The sequence below is a fragment of the Kitasatospora sp. NPDC059827 genome, assembly GCF_042731675.1.
GTDB lineage: Bacteria > Actinomycetota > Actinomycetes > Streptomycetales > Streptomycetaceae > Kitasatospora.
In genome coordinates this window covers 109440-126312 of the sequence record NZ_JBHWIV010000014.1, presented here as the reverse complement: position 1 = coordinate 126312, position 16873 = coordinate 109440, and the positions used below count along the sequence as shown (strand labels likewise).

General features: G+C 74.5%; 12 protein-coding genes. 3 read left to right on the top strand and 9 right to left on the bottom strand.

Annotation, left to right across the window (positions count from 1 at the left end; translation table 11 throughout):
• Positions 1-9: 9 nt before the first annotated feature.
• The 6 genes from ACFV8H_RS12180 to ACFV8H_RS12155 form a co-directional block, all read right to left on the bottom strand.
• A complete protein-coding gene (locus tag ACFV8H_RS12180) occupies positions 10-2280 on the bottom strand; it encodes a pyridoxal-phosphate dependent enzyme (protein WP_380398856.1) in 2271 nt (756 codons plus the stop codon).
• Positions 2270-3250, bottom strand: a complete 981-nt coding sequence (locus ACFV8H_RS12175; RefSeq protein ID WP_380398854.1) for a kinase — start codon at positions 3248-3250, stop codon at positions 2270-2272. The genes ACFV8H_RS12180 and ACFV8H_RS12175 overlap by 11 nt, the downstream gene beginning before the upstream one ends.
• Entirely contained in the window at positions 3247-4746 is a 1500-nt protein-coding gene (locus ACFV8H_RS12170; RefSeq protein ID WP_380398852.1) for a lyase family protein, read from the bottom strand. Before ACFV8H_RS12170 ends, ACFV8H_RS12175 begins: the two co-directional genes overlap by 4 nt.
• Entirely contained in the window at positions 4743-6302 is a 1560-nt protein-coding gene (locus ACFV8H_RS12165) for a condensation domain-containing protein (protein ID WP_380398851.1), read from the bottom strand. The genes ACFV8H_RS12170 and ACFV8H_RS12165 overlap by 4 nt, the downstream gene beginning before the upstream one ends.
• Before the next feature lie 80 nt (positions 6303-6382).
• On the bottom strand, positions 6383-7096 hold the full coding sequence (locus ACFV8H_RS12160; RefSeq protein ID WP_380398849.1) for a thioesterase II family protein: 714 nt from the start codon (positions 7094-7096) through the stop codon (positions 6383-6385).
• Between the two features lie 582 nt (positions 7097-7678).
• Entirely contained in the window at positions 7679-9319 is a 1641-nt protein-coding gene (locus ACFV8H_RS12155; protein WP_380398847.1) for an ADP-ribosyltransferase domain-containing protein, read from the bottom strand.
• Between the two features lie 242 nt (positions 9320-9561).
• On the opposite strand from ACFV8H_RS12155, the gene ACFV8H_RS12150 reads away from it, so the two are divergent.
• The gene (locus tag ACFV8H_RS12150; protein WP_380398845.1) at positions 9562-10242 is read left to right on the top strand and encodes a macro domain-containing protein; all 681 of its coding nucleotides are present in this window, start codon (positions 9562-9564) and stop codon (positions 10240-10242) included.
• 52 nt (positions 10243-10294) lie between these two features.
• Here ACFV8H_RS12150 and ACFV8H_RS12145 read toward each other — a convergent pair whose 3' ends face one another.
• Together ACFV8H_RS12145 and ACFV8H_RS12140 are read right to left on the bottom strand one after the other, a co-directional pair.
• Positions 10295-10993 (bottom strand): hypothetical protein, encoded by a 699-nt coding sequence (locus tag ACFV8H_RS12145; RefSeq protein WP_380398843.1) that lies wholly within the window; start codon positions 10991-10993, stop codon positions 10295-10297.
• Between the two features lie 23 nt (positions 10994-11016).
• A complete protein-coding gene (locus ACFV8H_RS12140) occupies positions 11017-12078 on the bottom strand; it encodes an SUKH-4 family immunity protein (protein WP_380398841.1) in 1062 nt (353 codons plus the stop codon).
• A 253-nt stretch (positions 12079-12331) separates the two neighbouring features.
• Between ACFV8H_RS12140 and ACFV8H_RS12135 the strand changes: the two genes are divergently transcribed.
• On the top strand, positions 12332-15130 hold the full coding sequence (locus ACFV8H_RS12135; protein WP_380398839.1) for a penicillin acylase family protein: 2799 nt from the start codon (positions 12332-12334) through the stop codon (positions 15128-15130).
• Positions 15131-15181: 51 nt separating this feature from the next.
• Here ACFV8H_RS12135 and ACFV8H_RS12130 read toward each other — a convergent pair whose 3' ends face one another.
• Positions 15182-15484: a hypothetical protein gene (locus ACFV8H_RS12130; RefSeq protein WP_380398837.1), complete on the bottom strand. Its 303-nt coding sequence runs from the start codon at positions 15482-15484 to the stop codon at positions 15182-15184.
• Positions 15485-15613: 129 nt separating this feature from the next.
• Here ACFV8H_RS12130 and ACFV8H_RS12125 point away from each other — a divergent pair, with 129 nt between their 5' ends.
• Positions 15614-16831 (top strand): pyridoxal-phosphate dependent enzyme, encoded by a 1218-nt coding sequence (locus ACFV8H_RS12125; protein ID WP_380398835.1) that lies wholly within the window; start codon positions 15614-15616, stop codon positions 16829-16831.
• Positions 16832-16873 lie beyond the last annotated feature (42 nt).

Below are 16873 nucleotides of genomic sequence, written 5' to 3'. Positions count from 1 at the left end.
GTGCGCCGACTACTCGGCCTCGACCACGACCGTCAGCTCGGCCAGCGCGGCGTCCAGCGCCTCGCCCACCTCCTCGGGGCCGTCCCCGACCGCGATCACGTGCCCCAGCCGGTCGTACGCCTCCCGCACCGGCCGCACCGCGCGCCCGGCGGCCGCCGTCACGGTGACCCGCTCCACCCCGGCGACCGCGGCCGCCCGCTCGACGCCCTCGACGGCCGTCAGCCGGCCCTCCCCGGCGGCGATCAGGAAGCGGATCCCGGCCGAACGGGACCGCTCCGGGGTCAGGTTCAGCGGCAGACCGGCGGCGGCCCGGATCTGCTGGTCCAGCAGGTCGATGCCGGTCGCGGGCCGGATCAGCTCCGGGATCATGCCGCCGGCCAGCCGGGCGTTGATCTCGATCACGGCCGGCCCCTCGGCGGTCAGCCGCAGTTCGACGTGCGCCGGGCCGCGCTCCAGGCCGACCGCCTCCAGGGCGCGCCGGGCGGTGTCGGCCATCGCCGCCGCCGTCTCCTCGGGCAGCACCGCCGGGAACAGGTGCCCGGTCTCCACGAAGTACGGCAGCTCGCTGACGGTGCGCTGGGTGATGCCGACGCAGGAGGTCTCGCCGTCCGCCCGGAACATCTCGGCGCTGAACTCCGGCCCGGTCAGGTACTCCTCCACCAGCACCGTCCCGGCGCTGGCCTGGCCGCGCACGTTGCGGGTGACGGCCAGCAGCTTGCGGGCCTGCTCGGCGACGGTGGCGACGTCCTCGCACCAGAGCACCTCGTGCGAGCCGGACTCGTCCACCGGCTTCACCACGCAGGGCAGGCCCACCGCCGCGACCGCCGCCTCGACCTCGGCCGGGTCGCGCACCTCGGCGAACCGGGGCTGGCGCACCCCGTGCGCCAGCAGGGTGCGCCGGGTCGCCGACTTGTCCCGGCAGGCGGCCAGCGCCGCCGCCGGGTTGGCCGCCACGCCCAGGCCCTCGGCCAGTGCGGCCGACTGGACCAGGTAGTACTCGCTGGTCGTGGTCACGCCCGCCACCTCGCGGTCGCCGGCGGCCACCTCGGCGGCCTTGCGCAGTGCCTCCGGGTCGTCGGTGTCGCAGACCACCACCCGGGCGCCGGTCTCCGCCAGGCCCTGGTAGCGGGCCGGGTCCACCACGAACAGCACCGGCTCCAGGCCGAGCCGCACCGCCGTGGTCAGCGCGAGCATGCCGGTGCCGGTGGTGTTGGACTCCACGAAGAACAGCAGCGGGCGCTCCCGGCGGGATATCCGCGCGTACGACCAGGTGCTGACCAGCTCGCCGTAGCGGACGGGGGTGGGCTCGGTGGCGATCACGGGGGTCCGGTCGGCGCCGGCCTCCGTGGCGGAACCGGACACCGCGGCGTCGGCGGCGTACACCGTCTCCACGTAGCGGTCGCCGCGGTCCGGCATGATGCCGACCAGCTTGGTGCCGGGCGCGGCGTGCGCCGCCAGGTGGGTCAGCACCCGGTAGACCGAGCCGGAGGTGTTCCCGGCGAAGATCTTCTGCTCCCGGGCCAGCGCCCGGGTCGCGTCGAAGGCCTCGTCGTCGGAGAGCCAGTGCACCTCGTCGATCAGCCGGTAGTCGATGTTGTCCGGGTAGAGGCTGTTGCCGAGGCCGGACTGGCGCCGGGTCGGTACGTCGGGCTGGCCGAACAGCACGCTGCCGACGGCGTCCACGCCGACCACCGTCAGCTCGGGGAAACGTTCCAGCAGGGCCCGGGACGTCCCGCACAGCGAACCGCCGCTGCCCACCGAGCCCACCACCACGTCCACCGTGCCGAGGTCGGCCACCAGCTCCTCGGCCAGGCCCCGGTAGGCCGCCGGGTTCTGCGGGTTGGAGTACTGCTGCGGCCAGAACGCGCCCGGCAGACCGGTCATCAGCTCGGCCAGCAGGTCCAGCCGGGCCGACTGCCAGCCCTGGTCGCCCATCGCCGACACCACGTGCACCTCGCAGCCCAGGGTGCGCAGCTTGGCCAGGGTGATCGGGTCGATCCGCGGGTCGGTGACGATGTGCACCGGGTGCCCGAGGTGGGTGCCCACCAGTGCCAGGCCGAGCGCCATCGTCCCCGAGGAGCTCTCCACGATCGGCGCCCCGGGCCGCAGGGCCCCGGAGCGGCGGGCCTCGGTGACGACCTGCCGGGCCACCCGGTCCTTCATCGCGAAGGTGTTCGCCAGCTCCAGCTTCGCGTACACCTCGACGCCCTCCGGCGCGGGCACCCGCAGCCGGACCAGTGGCGTGTGGCCGATGGCGTCGACGATCGATTCATGCCGCATCAGCAAGCTCCATGTCCTGAAGGGTGAGGGCCCGGACCGTGGTGGTGGTGCCGGGCAGGGTCGAACAGGCCGCCAGGGCGGCGGCGAGCCGGGGCCCGTGGTCGGCGTCGTTCTCGTCCAGCAGGACGCCCAGCAGGGTGCCGCTGTGCGCGCACACCACCCCTGCGGCGCCGACCCGTTCGGCGATCGCCAGCACCGCGTCCAGGTTGCGCTTGGGCGCCAGGCGCTGGTTCAGCACCGCGCTGCGGGTGGTCACCGCCCCCACCCGGGCGAGGTCCCCGGCCCGCACGGCCGCACCCAGCTCCGCCAGCAGCTCCGCGTACTCGGCGCGCTGCGCCGGGGAGAACACCTTCGGCACCCGGTTGAACGCCACCGTGTCCAGCAGCCCGCCCTCGTCCACCGCGACCACGGTCGCCGCCGGCAGGCCGCCCAGGCGCTCGCGCAGCCGCACCTCGCGGTGCTCGAAGGCCACCACCTCGGGGTGCATCACCCCGTCGGTCGGCTCGATCGGGCGCAGCCAGCGCTCCACCTCGGCGGGCGAGGTGTCCAGGCCCACCGCGGCGCCGACCGCCCGCACGGTGGCCACCAGGTCGGCCGAGGAGCTGGCCATGCCCTTGCCGACCGGCAGGTCGCCGTCCAGCAGCAGCACCCCGCCGGCCGGGCGCCCGCAGGCCGCGAGCATCGCCTCGGCCACCCGCCGGGTCTTGGTCTTGTGCGAGGGGAACACCCGCAGCGGGCCGCCCGGGTCGAGCCGGAAGCGGGCCCGCGCCCAGCGGTCCACCGGCAGCGTCACCAGGAACTCCTGGCCGCCGGGCAGGGCGCCCTGGAGCAGCTCGCCGAAGGTGCCGAAGGCGCGGGCCGAGCCGGTGCGCAGGTCGACGCCGGGGCGGGGGGAGGCGAAGGACGGCCGGCGCGGCGGCGGGACGGCACCGGCGGCCGGGGCCGGGCGCGCGGCGGAGGGCGGGGTCACGGCTGCGCCGGGGAGTCCGCCGGGGCCGCGAGCAGCGCCGTGACCTCGTCCGCGGCCGCCCCTGCGACCGCGGCCCGTTCCGCCCAGCACTCGGTCAACCGCTCCTGCTCGGCGTCGAGTTCTGCGAGGGTGGCGCGGACCTGGTCGGGGTGGGTCGAGCCGACCGAGGTCTTGGCGCGCAGGCCCGCCTCGACGCTCAGCGAGGCCGCCAGCAGCGCCTGCGGCCCGGCCAGCCGGTGCCCGGCCTCCTCCGCGACCGCCGCCAGCAGCGCCGCGTCCCCGTCGGCCGGGGCCAGGCCCTTGTCCAGCGCGGCCTTGATGTAGCGCCCGGCGATGATCTGCGCCGTCCGCCAGGGCACGCCCTCGTCCAGGGTCAGCCGGTTGGCCAGGGTGAAACCGCCGAGGAACTCGCCCTCGCAGGCCGCCCGCATCCGGTCGGTGCGGAACACCAGACCGGTGACCACGGCGTGCGCCAGCCGCAGGGTCGAGCGCAGCGCCTCGGTCTGCACCCGCAGGTGGGCGCCGGCCTCCTTGGACACCTCGACGGTGTTGGTGTACGGGGTGTTGCGCTGGGCCGCCGCCAGCTCGGCCGCGCTGCCCGCGACCAGCGCGCAGCGGCCGCGGATCCGCTCCAGCACGGGGAAGTTCTTCTTCTGCGGCATCGCGGCGGAGATCCCGGACAGCTCGTCCGGGAGGTCCAGGAAGCCGTGGGCGCTGCCGCCCCAGGCCATCAGGTCGGTGGTGAAGCGGCTCAGCGCGACGGCGAAGTTCGCCGCCTCGGCCGCGATCGCCAGCGCCCAGCCGCGCGAGGCGACGGCGACCAGGGCGTGCGGCTGGGGCCGGGCGAAGCCGAGCAGCCCGGCCATCCGGGAGCGGTCCCAGTCGAGTTCCTGCCCGGCCATGCTGCCCGCGCCCAGCGGGCAGGCGTCGATCTCGTCGTACGCGGCCAGCAGTCGGCGCACGGCGGTCAGCGTCTCGCTGGACAGCGCGGCCAGGTAGAAGCCGGGGCTGATCACCTGGGCGGCCTGTGCGTGGGTGTAGCCGGGCATCGGCACCTCGACGGCGCCCGCGGCGAGCGCCCGGACGGCCGCGTCGAAGGCCAGCAGGTCGGCGGCCAGCGCCCGGACCTGCTCGCGGGCGGACAGCAGCTGGGCGCAGACCTGGAGGTCGTTGCGGCTGCGGTCGGCGTGCCAGGCGGCGAACGGCGGGACCGGGCCGGCCGCGACGTGCCGTTCCAGGGCGAAGGAGATGTCCGACATGTTCTCGCTCGGGTTCGCCCGGATGCCGTCCTGGTCGACGGTGTCCAGGCGGGCGGCGATCGCGGCGGTGCCGGGGCCGTCGACCAGCTCCATCCGCCGGTACTCCAGCAGCAGCACCTTCTCGATCGCCACGTAGTGCCGCAGCAGGTGCTCGGCCTCGTAGGCGAACTGGGGTGCCAGCACTTCCTCGTGCCACACCTCGCTCGGGATGCCGACGATCCGACCGGTCACCGTCATTGCGTGCTCCTCAGAAGAACCGATGGGGCGGACCGGCCCTCGCCCGGACCCTCCGGCCCGGCCGGTCCGGGGCTGCCGGTGGGGAAACTCTCGGCCCGGCCGTCCCCGGCCGCGCCGGGTGCCGGGCGGGCGGCGGGCGTCAAGCCCGCGGCGGCCGCGGGCAGCCCAGGCAGGCCGGACAGCGGGGCGGCCGGTTCGGCGAGACCGGCGGCGAGCAGCGCCAGGTAGTCGTCGAGCAGGGCGCGCGCGGTGGCTGGGGCGAACAGCTCGGTGTCGTACACCAACCGGGCGGCGCGGTCGGCCACTTCGAGCAGCAGGTCGTCCTCGGCGTACCCGCAGGGGGCACCGAGCTCGCCCTCGGCGAGGGTGAACGCCAGCTGGTGGACGGGCGCGCCCGGTCCCGGTGCCTGCCCGGCGGACGGCTCCGCCAGCTCCGCCAGGTCCGCCAGCTCCGCGACGGGCAGCTCCTGGTGCTGCCAGGCGGCCGAGGCGACCTCCCGGACGCGCTCCACCAGCGCGCCGAAGGACGGGTCGCCGGAGGTGTCCAGCCGCAGCACCACCTGGCCGGCCAGCGCCCCGACCAGCGACAGCGTCTCGGGGCCGCGCCGGCCCGAGACGGGCACGCCGATCAGGTGGTCGGTCCGGCCGGAGCGGTGGTGCAGCAGCGCCGCGTAACCGGCCAGCAGCACCGGGGCCGGCGACCCGCCGAGCCGGCGGGCGCCCGCCCGCAGCGCGGCCGCCAGGCCGGACGGGAACTCGGCGCGGACCTCGGCGCCCGCGAAGGCCCGGACGGCCGGGCGGGGCCGGTCCAGCGGGAGGCCGTGCCCGGACGGCCGTCCGGCCAGCCGGGAGCGCCAGAACTCGGCCGTGTCCGAGTGGGGTTCCGGCCGGTCCCGCTCGTACTGCCGGTCCCGCTCGTACCGGTCCCGCTCGTGCTGCCGGTCCCGCTCGTACCGGTCCCGCTCGTGCTGCCGGTCCGCGTGGTCGGCGAAGTCCAGCAGCCGCTCCGGCAGCACCGGGGCCCGGCCCTGCTCCTCGGCGGCGCAGAGTTCGGCGAGTTCGGCGTTCAGCAGGAACAACGAGGCCGGGTCGCACACCAGTTGGTGGGCGACCAGGACCACCGCCCAGTCCGCCTCACCGAGCCGGACGGCGACGGCCCGCCACAGCGGAGCCCGGGCCGGGTCGAAGGGCAGCACGGCGGCCTGGTCGGCGATCTCGGCGAGCCGCTCGGCGCGCTTGCCGTCGTCCGGACCGCTGAGGTCGGTGAACTCCACCGGCAGCTCGATCCCCGGATGCACCACCTGCCGCAGCTCGCCGTCCAGCACCCGTACCGAGGTCCGCAGCGCGGTGTGCCGGGCGGTCAGCGCGGCCAGCGCCGAGCGGACCTGCTCCTCGTCGACCGCGGCGTCCAACCGGAAGGTGTCGGCCACGTGCTGGAGCAGCAGGCCCCCGGAGCGCCGGCCGGTCCGCCAGACCAGTTCCTGGCCGTGGGCCGCCCGGGCGATCCGCGCCCCCTCCGCGCCGGGCCCGGCCGACCCGGTGGTTCCATCCGCCATCGCAGTTCCTGACCTCGTCGTTCCAACCGTCGCGGACTGGGGCCTGCCTGTCTCGGGGCCCCCTGCCGGGGCCCGCGGCATCACGCCACGGGGCTCCCGATCCCGGCACGAACGGCCCGGCTGATCGCGTCCAGGTTGTCGTCGAGGAAGAAGTGACCGCCCAGCAGGACGTGTTGGGCGAACGGTCCGGTGGTGTGCGCGGCCCAGCCGGCCGCGTCCTCGGGCCGGGCCGAGGCGTCCTCGTTGCCGACGAAGGCGGTGATCGGTACCGGCACCGGCGGTTCGTCACCGCAGTCGTAGGCGTCCAGCCAGCCGAAGTCGGCCCGGCAGACGGGCAGGACGAGTTCCAGCAGTTCCGGCTCGTCCAGCACGAAGGCGGGCAGGCCACCGCCGCGCACCAGCCGCTGGAGCATGGCGTCGTCCGGCAGTGCCGACAGGCCGTCGAAGATGTCGTCGCCCCGCGGCAGGTCGGGCCGCGGGCAGCCCGACACGAAGAGGTGGACGGGCAGTTCGGCCCCGGACCGGCGCAGCCACCGGACCACCTCGAAGGCCAGCAGGCCGCCCATCGAGTGGCCGAACAGCGCGTACGGGCGGTCGGCGGTGGCCGCGACGGCCTCGGCGATCCGCTCCACGTCGACGGCCGCGGGCTCACCGAGGCGGCGCTCCCGGCCCGGCAGGGCCAGTGCGGCGACCTCGACCTCGGGGCCGAGTGCGGCCGGCCAGCGGGCGTAGATGGACGTGGCGCCGCCCGCATAGGGGAAGCAGACGAGCCTGACCGGCGCCTCCGGACGCAATTCTCGGGAAACGAACCATTTGTCGGGGAGTATCTGGCCGTTCACGGGCGCCATCCAGGAAGTCCGGCTTTTGGCCCGAGGTCGTCCGGAAAGTCCATGGTCTCCGAAGCGGCCTTTCTGGAAAAGATGTCAGAACTCATTCGATCCGTCACTGGATCGCCGCTCTGCGGAGGCCGGTCGTGCCGCCTGGTCGGTTCTGCCATCGAGGATGATGAATAGTGTGCCGATCAACCGCTGATGACTGTACCTCAGCTGAGTGAGCACGCTCAATAGTTGGCGATAACCGGCCAGCAGGCGGCAGCGCCCCCTCCCGAATGGGTCGATTCGACAACCCGCCCACCGCGCCCGGGAATCGGGGGCGCAACTCGCGGGGAACTCCCATTGGCTTATCCGGCGGCGCCCCGTACGGCACGGCCCGGCCGCGGGCGGGCGCCGACCGCGCGGGGGGCCGGACCGGACCGGGCGAGGGCCCCCGCCGCCCGGGCGGTCGGTCCACGAACCCGACCACCCGGGCGGCCGCCCGGCGAACGGGCGTTGGCGCTCCGGACCGTCCGGACCGTCCGGACTGTCCGGGCCACGGGCTCAGGACACCAGCGGCGCCTCCGCAACCTCGGTCAGCGTCACGGTGCACAGCCCGCCGCGCTGGGCCTGCACATCCGTGACCTCCAACTGGGTGCCGGGCAGCAGGATGTACTCCTCCTCGCCGGTGAACGCCGAGAACCGCTGGATGCCCGTGGCGCGCAGCGGCCGCACCTCGAACAGCGTCCGCTTGCCCCGGCTGCCCAGGAAGGACTTCGCCACGCCCGGTTCGGACGTGCAGGAGGACACCCCCCACCAGGTCACCGTCCGCCCCAGCGGGTACTGCTTGCGCAGGTCCAGCGCCACCCCGCGCCAGAGCGGCTCCGTCCGCACCGGCAGCTGCGACACCGCGGCGAACAGCAGCCGCAGGTACGGCAGGTAGGGCACCAGCCGGGCCCGGTCCGGGGAGCGCAGCACCGCGTTGATCTCCCGGTAGAACGCCGACTCGCAGGTGTACAGGTACAGCGCGGCGATCGCGTCCGCGGACAGCCCGTCGGGCGCCCCCGCCCATTCGTCCGCCCGCCGCCTGCCGAACTCGTGCGACGACGTGACGTGCCGGTCCAGCCCGCGCAGCAGCTCGGCCACCGGGGCCACCGCCTCCCGGAAGTCCATCAGCGGAGTGTCGAACACCCCGCTGATGGCCGGGAGATCGAGACCCTCGTCCTTCACCCCGGCGAGCCGGTCCAGGTACAGCTGGTGCAGCTCCATGGTGGACGCGATGAACGCGCCCATCCGCTCGGCGACACCGTCGTCGGCACCCCCGACCGCGGCCGCGGCGGCGTCCCAGCCCTTGCTCGGCAGCCAGTCGATCCCGTCCGCGCCGAGCGAGGCGAGCGCGGCGTTTACCGCGGCGAAGTGCTCGTTGTCGCAGAAGATGTCGCCCTGGGCCGCCGGGTTGGCGTGGTCGATGTGCCGGACCTCGACCCCCGGGTACTTCTTCTCCAACCGCTGCACCACGCTCTTCAAGCTGCGCGCGTGCGCACCCCACCAGGCGAAGACCACACCCCGGTCCTCCTCCCCCGCCTGCTGCTTGGCCTGCAGGATCTCCTCCACGATCCGCTCGGCCACCGGCCGCCAGAACCCGGTGTGCTGATCCGGGCCCATCGCGCCGTCCGCACTGGCGGTCAGCGCCGCGTTCAGCAGCAGCACGCCCTGGGTCAGAATCGCCTGGAACCACTCCGGCGGCTGGACCGTCTCCTCCTTCTTCAACAGCGCGCGGATGTCCGCGATCGGCGTCTTCTTGGGTATGCCGTACTTCCACATCGCCGCGGCCTTGATGATGCAGCGAATGCTGATCACCCGGCCGAACTGGCTGTCCTTCCAGTCGTGGAAGGCGTTGTCGAACATCGCGATGCCGGTGGCGCTCTCCGGGCGCGGGTACGGGTTCTGCCCGAAGACCACCACCTTCCACCGGTGCGGGGCGTGCGGCTTGAGCGCCTGGAAGGTCAGCTCGCGGACCGGCACGACCTCCGAACCGCGCTCCGGGCCGATGAACGAGGCCGCGCCGGGCTGCGCCTCGATCACCGGCTTGAGCATCGGGAGCCACGGCTCGCCGCCGCCCCGGAACAGCTCCGCGAGGGCCAACGGGTCGTTCGGGTCGTTCGTTCCGGGCTGGTCGGTGGCGGAGGTGTCGGCAGCGCTCATGGTGGTACTCCGGCTGGTCGGGTCACGGAAAGGCTTCGAATGACGGTCCGTCAGCTCTCCGGCGGACGACACATTCCTAACAGCCCGCACCGACAGTCCGGCCCGACGCCCCACCCGACGCTCCACCTGCCCGAACGGCCCCGGACGGATTGTCAGTGGCACCCGCTAGCGTCGGATTCGACCGGGAGAACGACACGAAGAACGACGGGGAGAACCCCTCCCCGTACGAAAGGAGTTGCCGCATGACGACGGACCGCGCGCAGACCCCGCTCAGGGTGGTACTGACGGACCTCAACGCCTCGGTGGTCGAGTCCTGGCGGGCCGCCTTCGCCGACACCCCCGGCATCGAGATCCGGCAGGGGTCGATCCTCACCGAGCAGGTCGACGCCTGGGTCAGCCCGACCAACTCCAAGGGCCGGATGGACGGCGGGGCGGACGCCGCGATCAAGCGCCACCTGGGGGCGGGCATCCAGTTGAAGGTGCAGCGGAGGATACGCAGCGCCCACGCGGGCACCCTGCCGGTGGGCAGCGCGGTCTGCGTGCCCTCCGGTGCGGTCAACCCGAAGTTCCTGATCTCGGCGCCCACGATGCAGACCTCCTCGCAGAACGTGAGCGAGACCTTGAACGTCGCCCTCGCCTGCGCCGCCGCCTTCCAGGCCGTCCACCGGCAGAACCGGCTCGCGCCGGACAGCATCCGGTCGGTGGCCCTGGTCGGCATGGGCGCGCAGACCGGCCGGGTGCCGGCCCGGGTGTGCGCCAACCTGATGTGGACGGGCTACACCCTCTTCCAGGACCACCGGTTCGAGGACGACGACGAGCTGCGCGCCACCATCCTCGCCCAGCTGGACGACCTGGAGCAGGCGCCTGCCACCACCCGGGTCCGCATCGCGACGCCCCCGACCCGCAGCCGCTCCGGGCGGTAGTTCGGTCCCGTCGCGCGGCAGCCGCCCCCGCGGCTGCCGGCCCGCACGCGTCCTACTCCACGGGCGACACGTGCAACACCGACCGGGCCGGCTCCGGTCCGGCCGCCCCCTTCGACTCCAGGTACAGCCGCGTCCGGAACACCCCGAACAGACCGACCGTCAGCGACGACCCCGCCCAGAGGAGCAGCCCGCCGCCGGCCATCAGCAGGGCCCCCGGCCCCCGCTCGGCGGCCGTCGCTCCGACCAGGAGCAGCACGACGGAGGGCAGGAAGGCCACGACGAACGGCAGCCCGAGCAGAGTCGTCCCCCGCAGGAAGGCCCCGGTGTCCCGCCGGTACACCTCCCGCGACCCGTGCATCGCCGCCCGCACCCCCACCCCGTCGAGCAGCACCGCCGGCACCACCAGGTAGTTCCGCAGCGACCACGGCAGGCCGACCACCAGCAGTGCGCTCAGCACCTGCACGACACCGGCCGGCGCCCACCTCGCCAAGGCCCGCCACCGCCCGGCCACCCGCCCGTAGCCGGACCGGACCCCCACCGGCCGCCCCCGCAGGGCACCCGCAGCAGCGACCAGGACCGCCGCGTTGCCGAACACCGCCAGGAACGAGAGCAGCGGCAGCCCCGCCACCCCCAACAGCACACTCCCCCCGAGCCGGACCTCGGCCCACAACAGCAGCCCGGCCACCCCGCCCACCACCGCCACCGCGATCCCGGCCGGCAGCAGCACCTTCCCCCGCCACACCACGTTCATCAACACTCCGCCCACCAACGCCCCTACTCCAGCAGACTGCCCATGTGCCCGTCGTCGATCCGGATCGGCCAGAAGTGCTCCTCGCTCGCGAACGCCTCCGGATCGATCGCGCGCAGCGCCTCCTCGGCCGCGCCGTCGAACAGCTCGCACGGGTCGAAGACCGACCAGGGGGCTTCCTCGCGCGCCCGGTACGCCTCCTCCCGCGCGGCGCGCAGCCGGTGGAAGGTCCAGAGCGTGTACAGCAGCGCGGAGAGGTCGCGGTGCAGGTAGGCGGCCGTCCCGCCGTCGCCCCACACATCGGTGAGCTCGACCCGCCCGGTCGCGCCGTCGAGCAGCACGTCGAACTCGTACATCCACCCGCCGAGCACCGGGAACCCCCGCTGGTACGCCCGCTCCGAGGGCTCCTCCTCGTCGTCCTCGGGCTCGTAGCCCTCCAGCGGCCCCTCGGCATCGACCTCCAGCACGCACCGCCCGGACACCGGCAGGCCGACCTCGGTCAGCAACCGCCGGGTCGGACCGTGCGTCACGTTCGCGGGCAGCTCGTCCTCCCCGAACCGACGGACGCCGCCCTCCCCCTCCGCCGTCGCCAGGTCCGCCACCAGGGCCGGAGTGACGGCGTACGCCGACTCCCCCGCCCCGCCCGGCCCGGCGCCCCACGCCAGGGCACGGACCGTCACCGCCGCCTCCCAGTGCGCGGGCCGACCACCCGTCCGCCGGTACAGCTCCGGATCGGCCTCCCGCAGCAGCAGCCGTCCGGTCTCCACGACCTCGGCCACACCGGCGGGCCCGTACTCCCCTGCCCCGCCGAGCCCCTCGACCACCCGCGCCAGCGCCAGCAGACACGCCGTACTACTGGCCAGCAAGTCCCGCCGCAGCGCCCCGTCGTCCCCCGGCCGCCCGAGGAACACCGCCCCGCTCGCCCCGTCCAGCAGCACCGCTGCGGGGCCCTCCCAGCCCTCGTAACAGGCCTCCCCGAGCAGGGCGAACCCCTCGACCACCCGCGGCGGCTCCTCCCCCGCAGCCCCGAGGTCCAGGTACGCCCGCCCCCAGCACGACCCACCAGCAGCCAGCAGCTCCCGCCCCACCACGCACCCCTTGCCCCGCCGCCCCGCGCCGGAAGATCACCCATTACCGCGAGCGACCCTAACCGACCCCGCCGACACCCCGCCGACACCCCGGCCCGCCGGAGGCCCTCCGCTCCCTCGCCCGGCCCCGACACCCGACGCCGGACGCCCCAACTCCGGCACCTCGCGGGCGAAATGGCATGCACGCCACTAGCCAACCGGCCAGTAGCGCCCCTACCGTCGACTCCCCGTGGCTTCGACGGAGGAGCTCGCCATGCCCCCACGCACACGCCCCCACCCCCTCCGGTTCGCGGCCGTCGCGCTCGCGTCGGCCCTGTTCGTCACCGCCGCCCTGACCGCCCCCGCCACCGCCTCCCCCACCCCGGCCGCCGCCCCCGACTACTGCGGCGGCCGCTGCACCGACATCCTCCCGCCCGGCGAGAACGGCAACGCCACCCTCGCCGAGATCCTGCTCAACCGGATGTTCGGCAGCCGCCCCGCGCACACCGACGACCAGCTCGGACCGTACTCGGCCCTGGCCTCCGGCTACCCGGGGCTGACCGAGGCCGGGCTGCGGAGCTTCTTCAACGACGCCTCCTTCGGCGTCCCCGCCGACCAGGTGGCCAGCACCGTCAGCCCGCGCGCGGACGTGACGATCGTGCGCGACAAGGCCACCGGCGTCCCGCACATCAGCGGCACCACCCGCTACGGCACCGAGTTCGGCGCGGGCTACGCGGCCGCGCAGGACCGGCTCTGGGTGATGGACCTGTTCCGGCACGTCGGCCGCGGCCAGCTGTCCGGCTTCGCGGGCGGCGCGGCCGCCAACCGGCAGCTGGAGCAGAGCTTCTGGCAGGCCGCGCCGTACACCGAGGCCGAGTTGCAGCAGCAGATCGACGCGCTCGCCGCCCGCGGCGGCCGGGCCACCCAGGCGCTCGCGGACGCCAACGCGTACCTGGACGGCATCAACCAGTACGCGAGCCAGGCGTACAACGCCCGGACCTTCCCCGGCGAGTACGACCTCACCGGTCACATCGACCCGATCACCAACGCCGGTTCGATCGAGCCGTTCAAGCTGACCGACCTGGTCGCCCTGGCCTCCGTGGTCGGCGCGCTGTTCGGCGCCGGCGGCGGCGGTGAACTCGCCTCCGCCCAGGTCAGGTCGACCGCCGAGGCCCGGTACGGCAAGGACGCCGGGGACGCGCTGTGGAAGTCGCTGCGCGAGTCCGACGACCCGGAGGCCGTCCGCACCCTGCACGACGGCCAGAGCTTCCCGTACGCGACGGTGCCGGACGCCCCGCAGGGCCAGGCCCTGCCGGACCCGGGCTCGGTGGCGCCGGAGAAGGTGGTCTACGACGCCACCGGCTCGGCGAACTCCGCGACCACGAAGGCGGACGGCGTCCTGCCCGGCAACCTGCTCACCGCCAAGCACGGCATGTCCAACGCCCTGCTGGTCTCCGGCGCGCACACCGACGACGGCCACCCGGTCGCCGTGTTCGGCCCCCAGACCGGCTACTTCGCCCCGCAGTTGCTGATGCTGGAGGAGATCCAGGGCCCCGGGATCAGCGCCCGCGGCGCGGCCTTCGCCGGCCTCAGCTTCTACGTGCAGCTCGGCCGCGGCCAGGACTACGCTTGGAGCGCCACCTCGGCCGGGCAGGACATCACCGACACCTACGCCGTCCCGCTCTGCACCACCGACGGCTCCCCGGTCACCACCGCCGCCGACTCCTACCTCTGGCACGGGCAGTGCCTGCCCTTCGACCGGCTGGAGCGCAAGGACGCCTGGAGCCCGACCACCGCCGACTCCACCCCGGCCGGCTCCTACACCCTGGTGATGTACCGCTCGAACTACGGCCTGGTGACGGCCCGCGGCACCGTCGGCGGGGCGCCCGTCGCCTTCACCTCGCTGCGCTCCACCTACCGCCACGAGGCCGATTCCATCATCGGCTTCCAGGAGTTGAACGACCCCGGCGCGGTGCACGACGCGCCGAGCTTCCAGCGGGCCGCGCAGGACATCAACTACACCTTCAACTGGTTCTACGCCGACTCCCGCGACATCGCCTACTACAACTCCGGCAGCAACCCGGTGCGCGCCCCCGGGGTGGACGCCGGACTGCCCGTACTCGCCCAACCCGCCTACGAGTGGGCCGACTTCGACCCCGCCACCAACACCGCCCGGTACACCCCGCCGGCCGAGCACCCGCAGTCCGTCAACCAGGACTACTACGTCTCCTGGAACAACAAGCAGGCGGACGGGTTCACCGCGGCCGGCTTCGGCAACGGCTCGGTGCACCGCGCCAACCTGCTCGACGACCGGGTCAAGGCGCTGCTCCGGGGCGGCGGCAAGGCGAGCCGGGTCACCCTCACCCAGGCCATGGAGGGCGCCGCCCTGGCCGACCTGCGGGCCGAGGACGTCCTGCCCGACCTGATCCGGGTGCTGCGCAGCGCCCCGGTCACCGACCCGGGCGCCGCCACCGCGCTCCAGCAACTGGAGGCCTGGCTGGCCGACGGCGCCCAGCGCAAGGAGACCTCGGCGGGCAGTCACGCCTACGCGGACGCGGCCGCGATCCGGGTGATGGACGCCTGGTGGCCGCTGGTCGCCGACGGCGTCATGCGGCCGGGGCTCGGTGACCAGCTGTTCTCGGCGCTGACCGGCGCCCTGCAGATCAACGAGTCGCCCTCCGGCGGCCAGACCGGCGCGACCGGCGGCGGCCCGGTGAGCGCCAACGAGGGCATCCCGCACAAGGGTTCGGCCTTCCAGTACGGCTGGTGGAGCTACCTGGACAAGGACCTGCGCGCCGTCCTCGGCGACCCGGTCGCCGGCCCGCTGGCCCGCCCGTTCTGCGGCGGCGGCGACCTCGCGGCCTGCCGCACCGTACTGCAGACCACCCTGGCCAAGGCCGCCGCCCAGACCCCCGCCCAGGTCTACCCGGGCGACGCGGACTGCACGGCGGGCGACCAGTGGTGCGCCGACACCGTCATCCAGCGCCCGCTGGGCGGGGTGACGGACGCCAAGACCACCTGGCAGAACCGCCCGACCTACCAGCAGGTGGTGCAGTTCAGCGCCCACCGCTGAGCAACCCACGGCCTGCCGGTGCCCCCTCGTGCGAAGGGGCACCGGCAGCCGTCACTCGGCGCGCTCGGCCGCCTCGCGCCGATCACCGCTCAGGTTGTCGGCCTCTCTCTCCAGGCGCCGGGCCGCCCTGGCGTACGTCTTGCAGGTGTCCCGGCTCACCACCCGATCGCCGACAGCATCCGCCAGCTCCCCCGCGACCTTCACCAGGCCGGCGAGCGCTCCGAGCAGTTCGGCGTCCTCCCCCTCCGGGATCCGGTCCCGCCCGGTGTCCTTCGCCTTCGGCAGCGCATTGTCCCGCAGCTGCCGCCGCGCCTCGTCGACCGCGTCGACCATCGCCCGTATGCCGCTGTCCATCTCGCCTCCCGGCTCCCGTCCGACCTCGGGCGCCCGACGCCCGAGGTTCGGCACCCCGTGGAGTGTCCCCCGCCGAACAAGATTCAAAAACCCGCCCGGTAGCACCCGAAGCCCACCTAGGCTACTTACATGGCAACCTCCGACTCCCTCGCAACCGGCCAGCGCTCGCTCGGCGACCCCACCCTCGACTACCCCCTCTGGCCCCCGCTGACCTCGGGCTGCCCGCGCACCAGCACGGAGGACGTCTCCTACCCCGTCGAGGTCGACTACGCCTACGACAAGGCCGACCCGGCCGCCCTGTTCGCGCCCGTGCGGGCCCGCGGCGGCCTGGAGCGCTGGGCCCCGCTGCTGCCCCCGCTGCTCGCCCCCGGCCTCGGCGAGGGCGCCACCCCGCTGGTGGAGCTCGGGCCGGGCGTGTACGTCAAGGACGAGTCCCGCAACCCGACCTGGAGTCACAAGGACCGGCTGAACCGCTGCACCACCAGCGCCGCCGTCGGCGTCGGCGCGCCCGGCATCGCGGTGGCCTCCTCGGGCAACCACGGCGCCTCGGCCGCCGCGTACGCCGCCCGCGCCGGGCTGCCCTGCGTGGTGTTCACCGGCCCGGACACCCCGCCCGCCGTGGACGCCTTCCTCAACGCCTACGGCGCCGTGGTACTGCCCGTCCCGTGGGAGTCCCGCTGGCCGCTGCTGCGCCAGGTGGTGGAGCGCTTCGGCCTGCACCCGGTCAGCAACCTGACGACCACCCACACCGGCCACGCCTTCGGCCCCGAGGGCTACAAGACCGTCGCGTACGAGATCTTCCAGGACGTCGGCGTGCCGAGCGCGGTGTTCGTCCCCACCGGGTACGGCGAACTGCTCTACGGCGTCTGGAAGGGCTTCACCGAGCTGCGCCGGCTGGGCCTGGCCGACCGGGTGCCGCGGATCTACGCCTGCGAGTCGGCGGCCTCCGGCCCGCTGCACCGGGCGATCGCCGAGGGCGCCCCGGCCGCGCACGTGACGGTCGGCCGGAGCAACGCGTACTCGATCGCCTCCCCGGTGAGCGGCTACCGGGGCGTGCTGGCGGTGAACGGGAGCGGCGGCGCCGCGCTGACCGTCGACGACCACCAACTCGCCGACGCCCAGCGGGAGCTGTCCCGGGCCGGGCTGTGGGCCGAGCTGTCCGCGGCGGCCGGCCTGGCGGGGCTGCGCAGCCTCGGCGCCGAGGCCCCGGCGGACGGTCCGGTGGTCTGCGTCTCCACCTCCAGCGGGTTCAAGGACAAGGGCATGGGCAGCCGCCCGACCGCCCCGGTCACCCCGACCTGGGAGGAGGTCGAGCGCCGGCTGCGCACCGCCGGGATCACCGGCTAGCACACGGGGGAACGAAGTCCGGACGAGCAAGGCCGGAAGCCT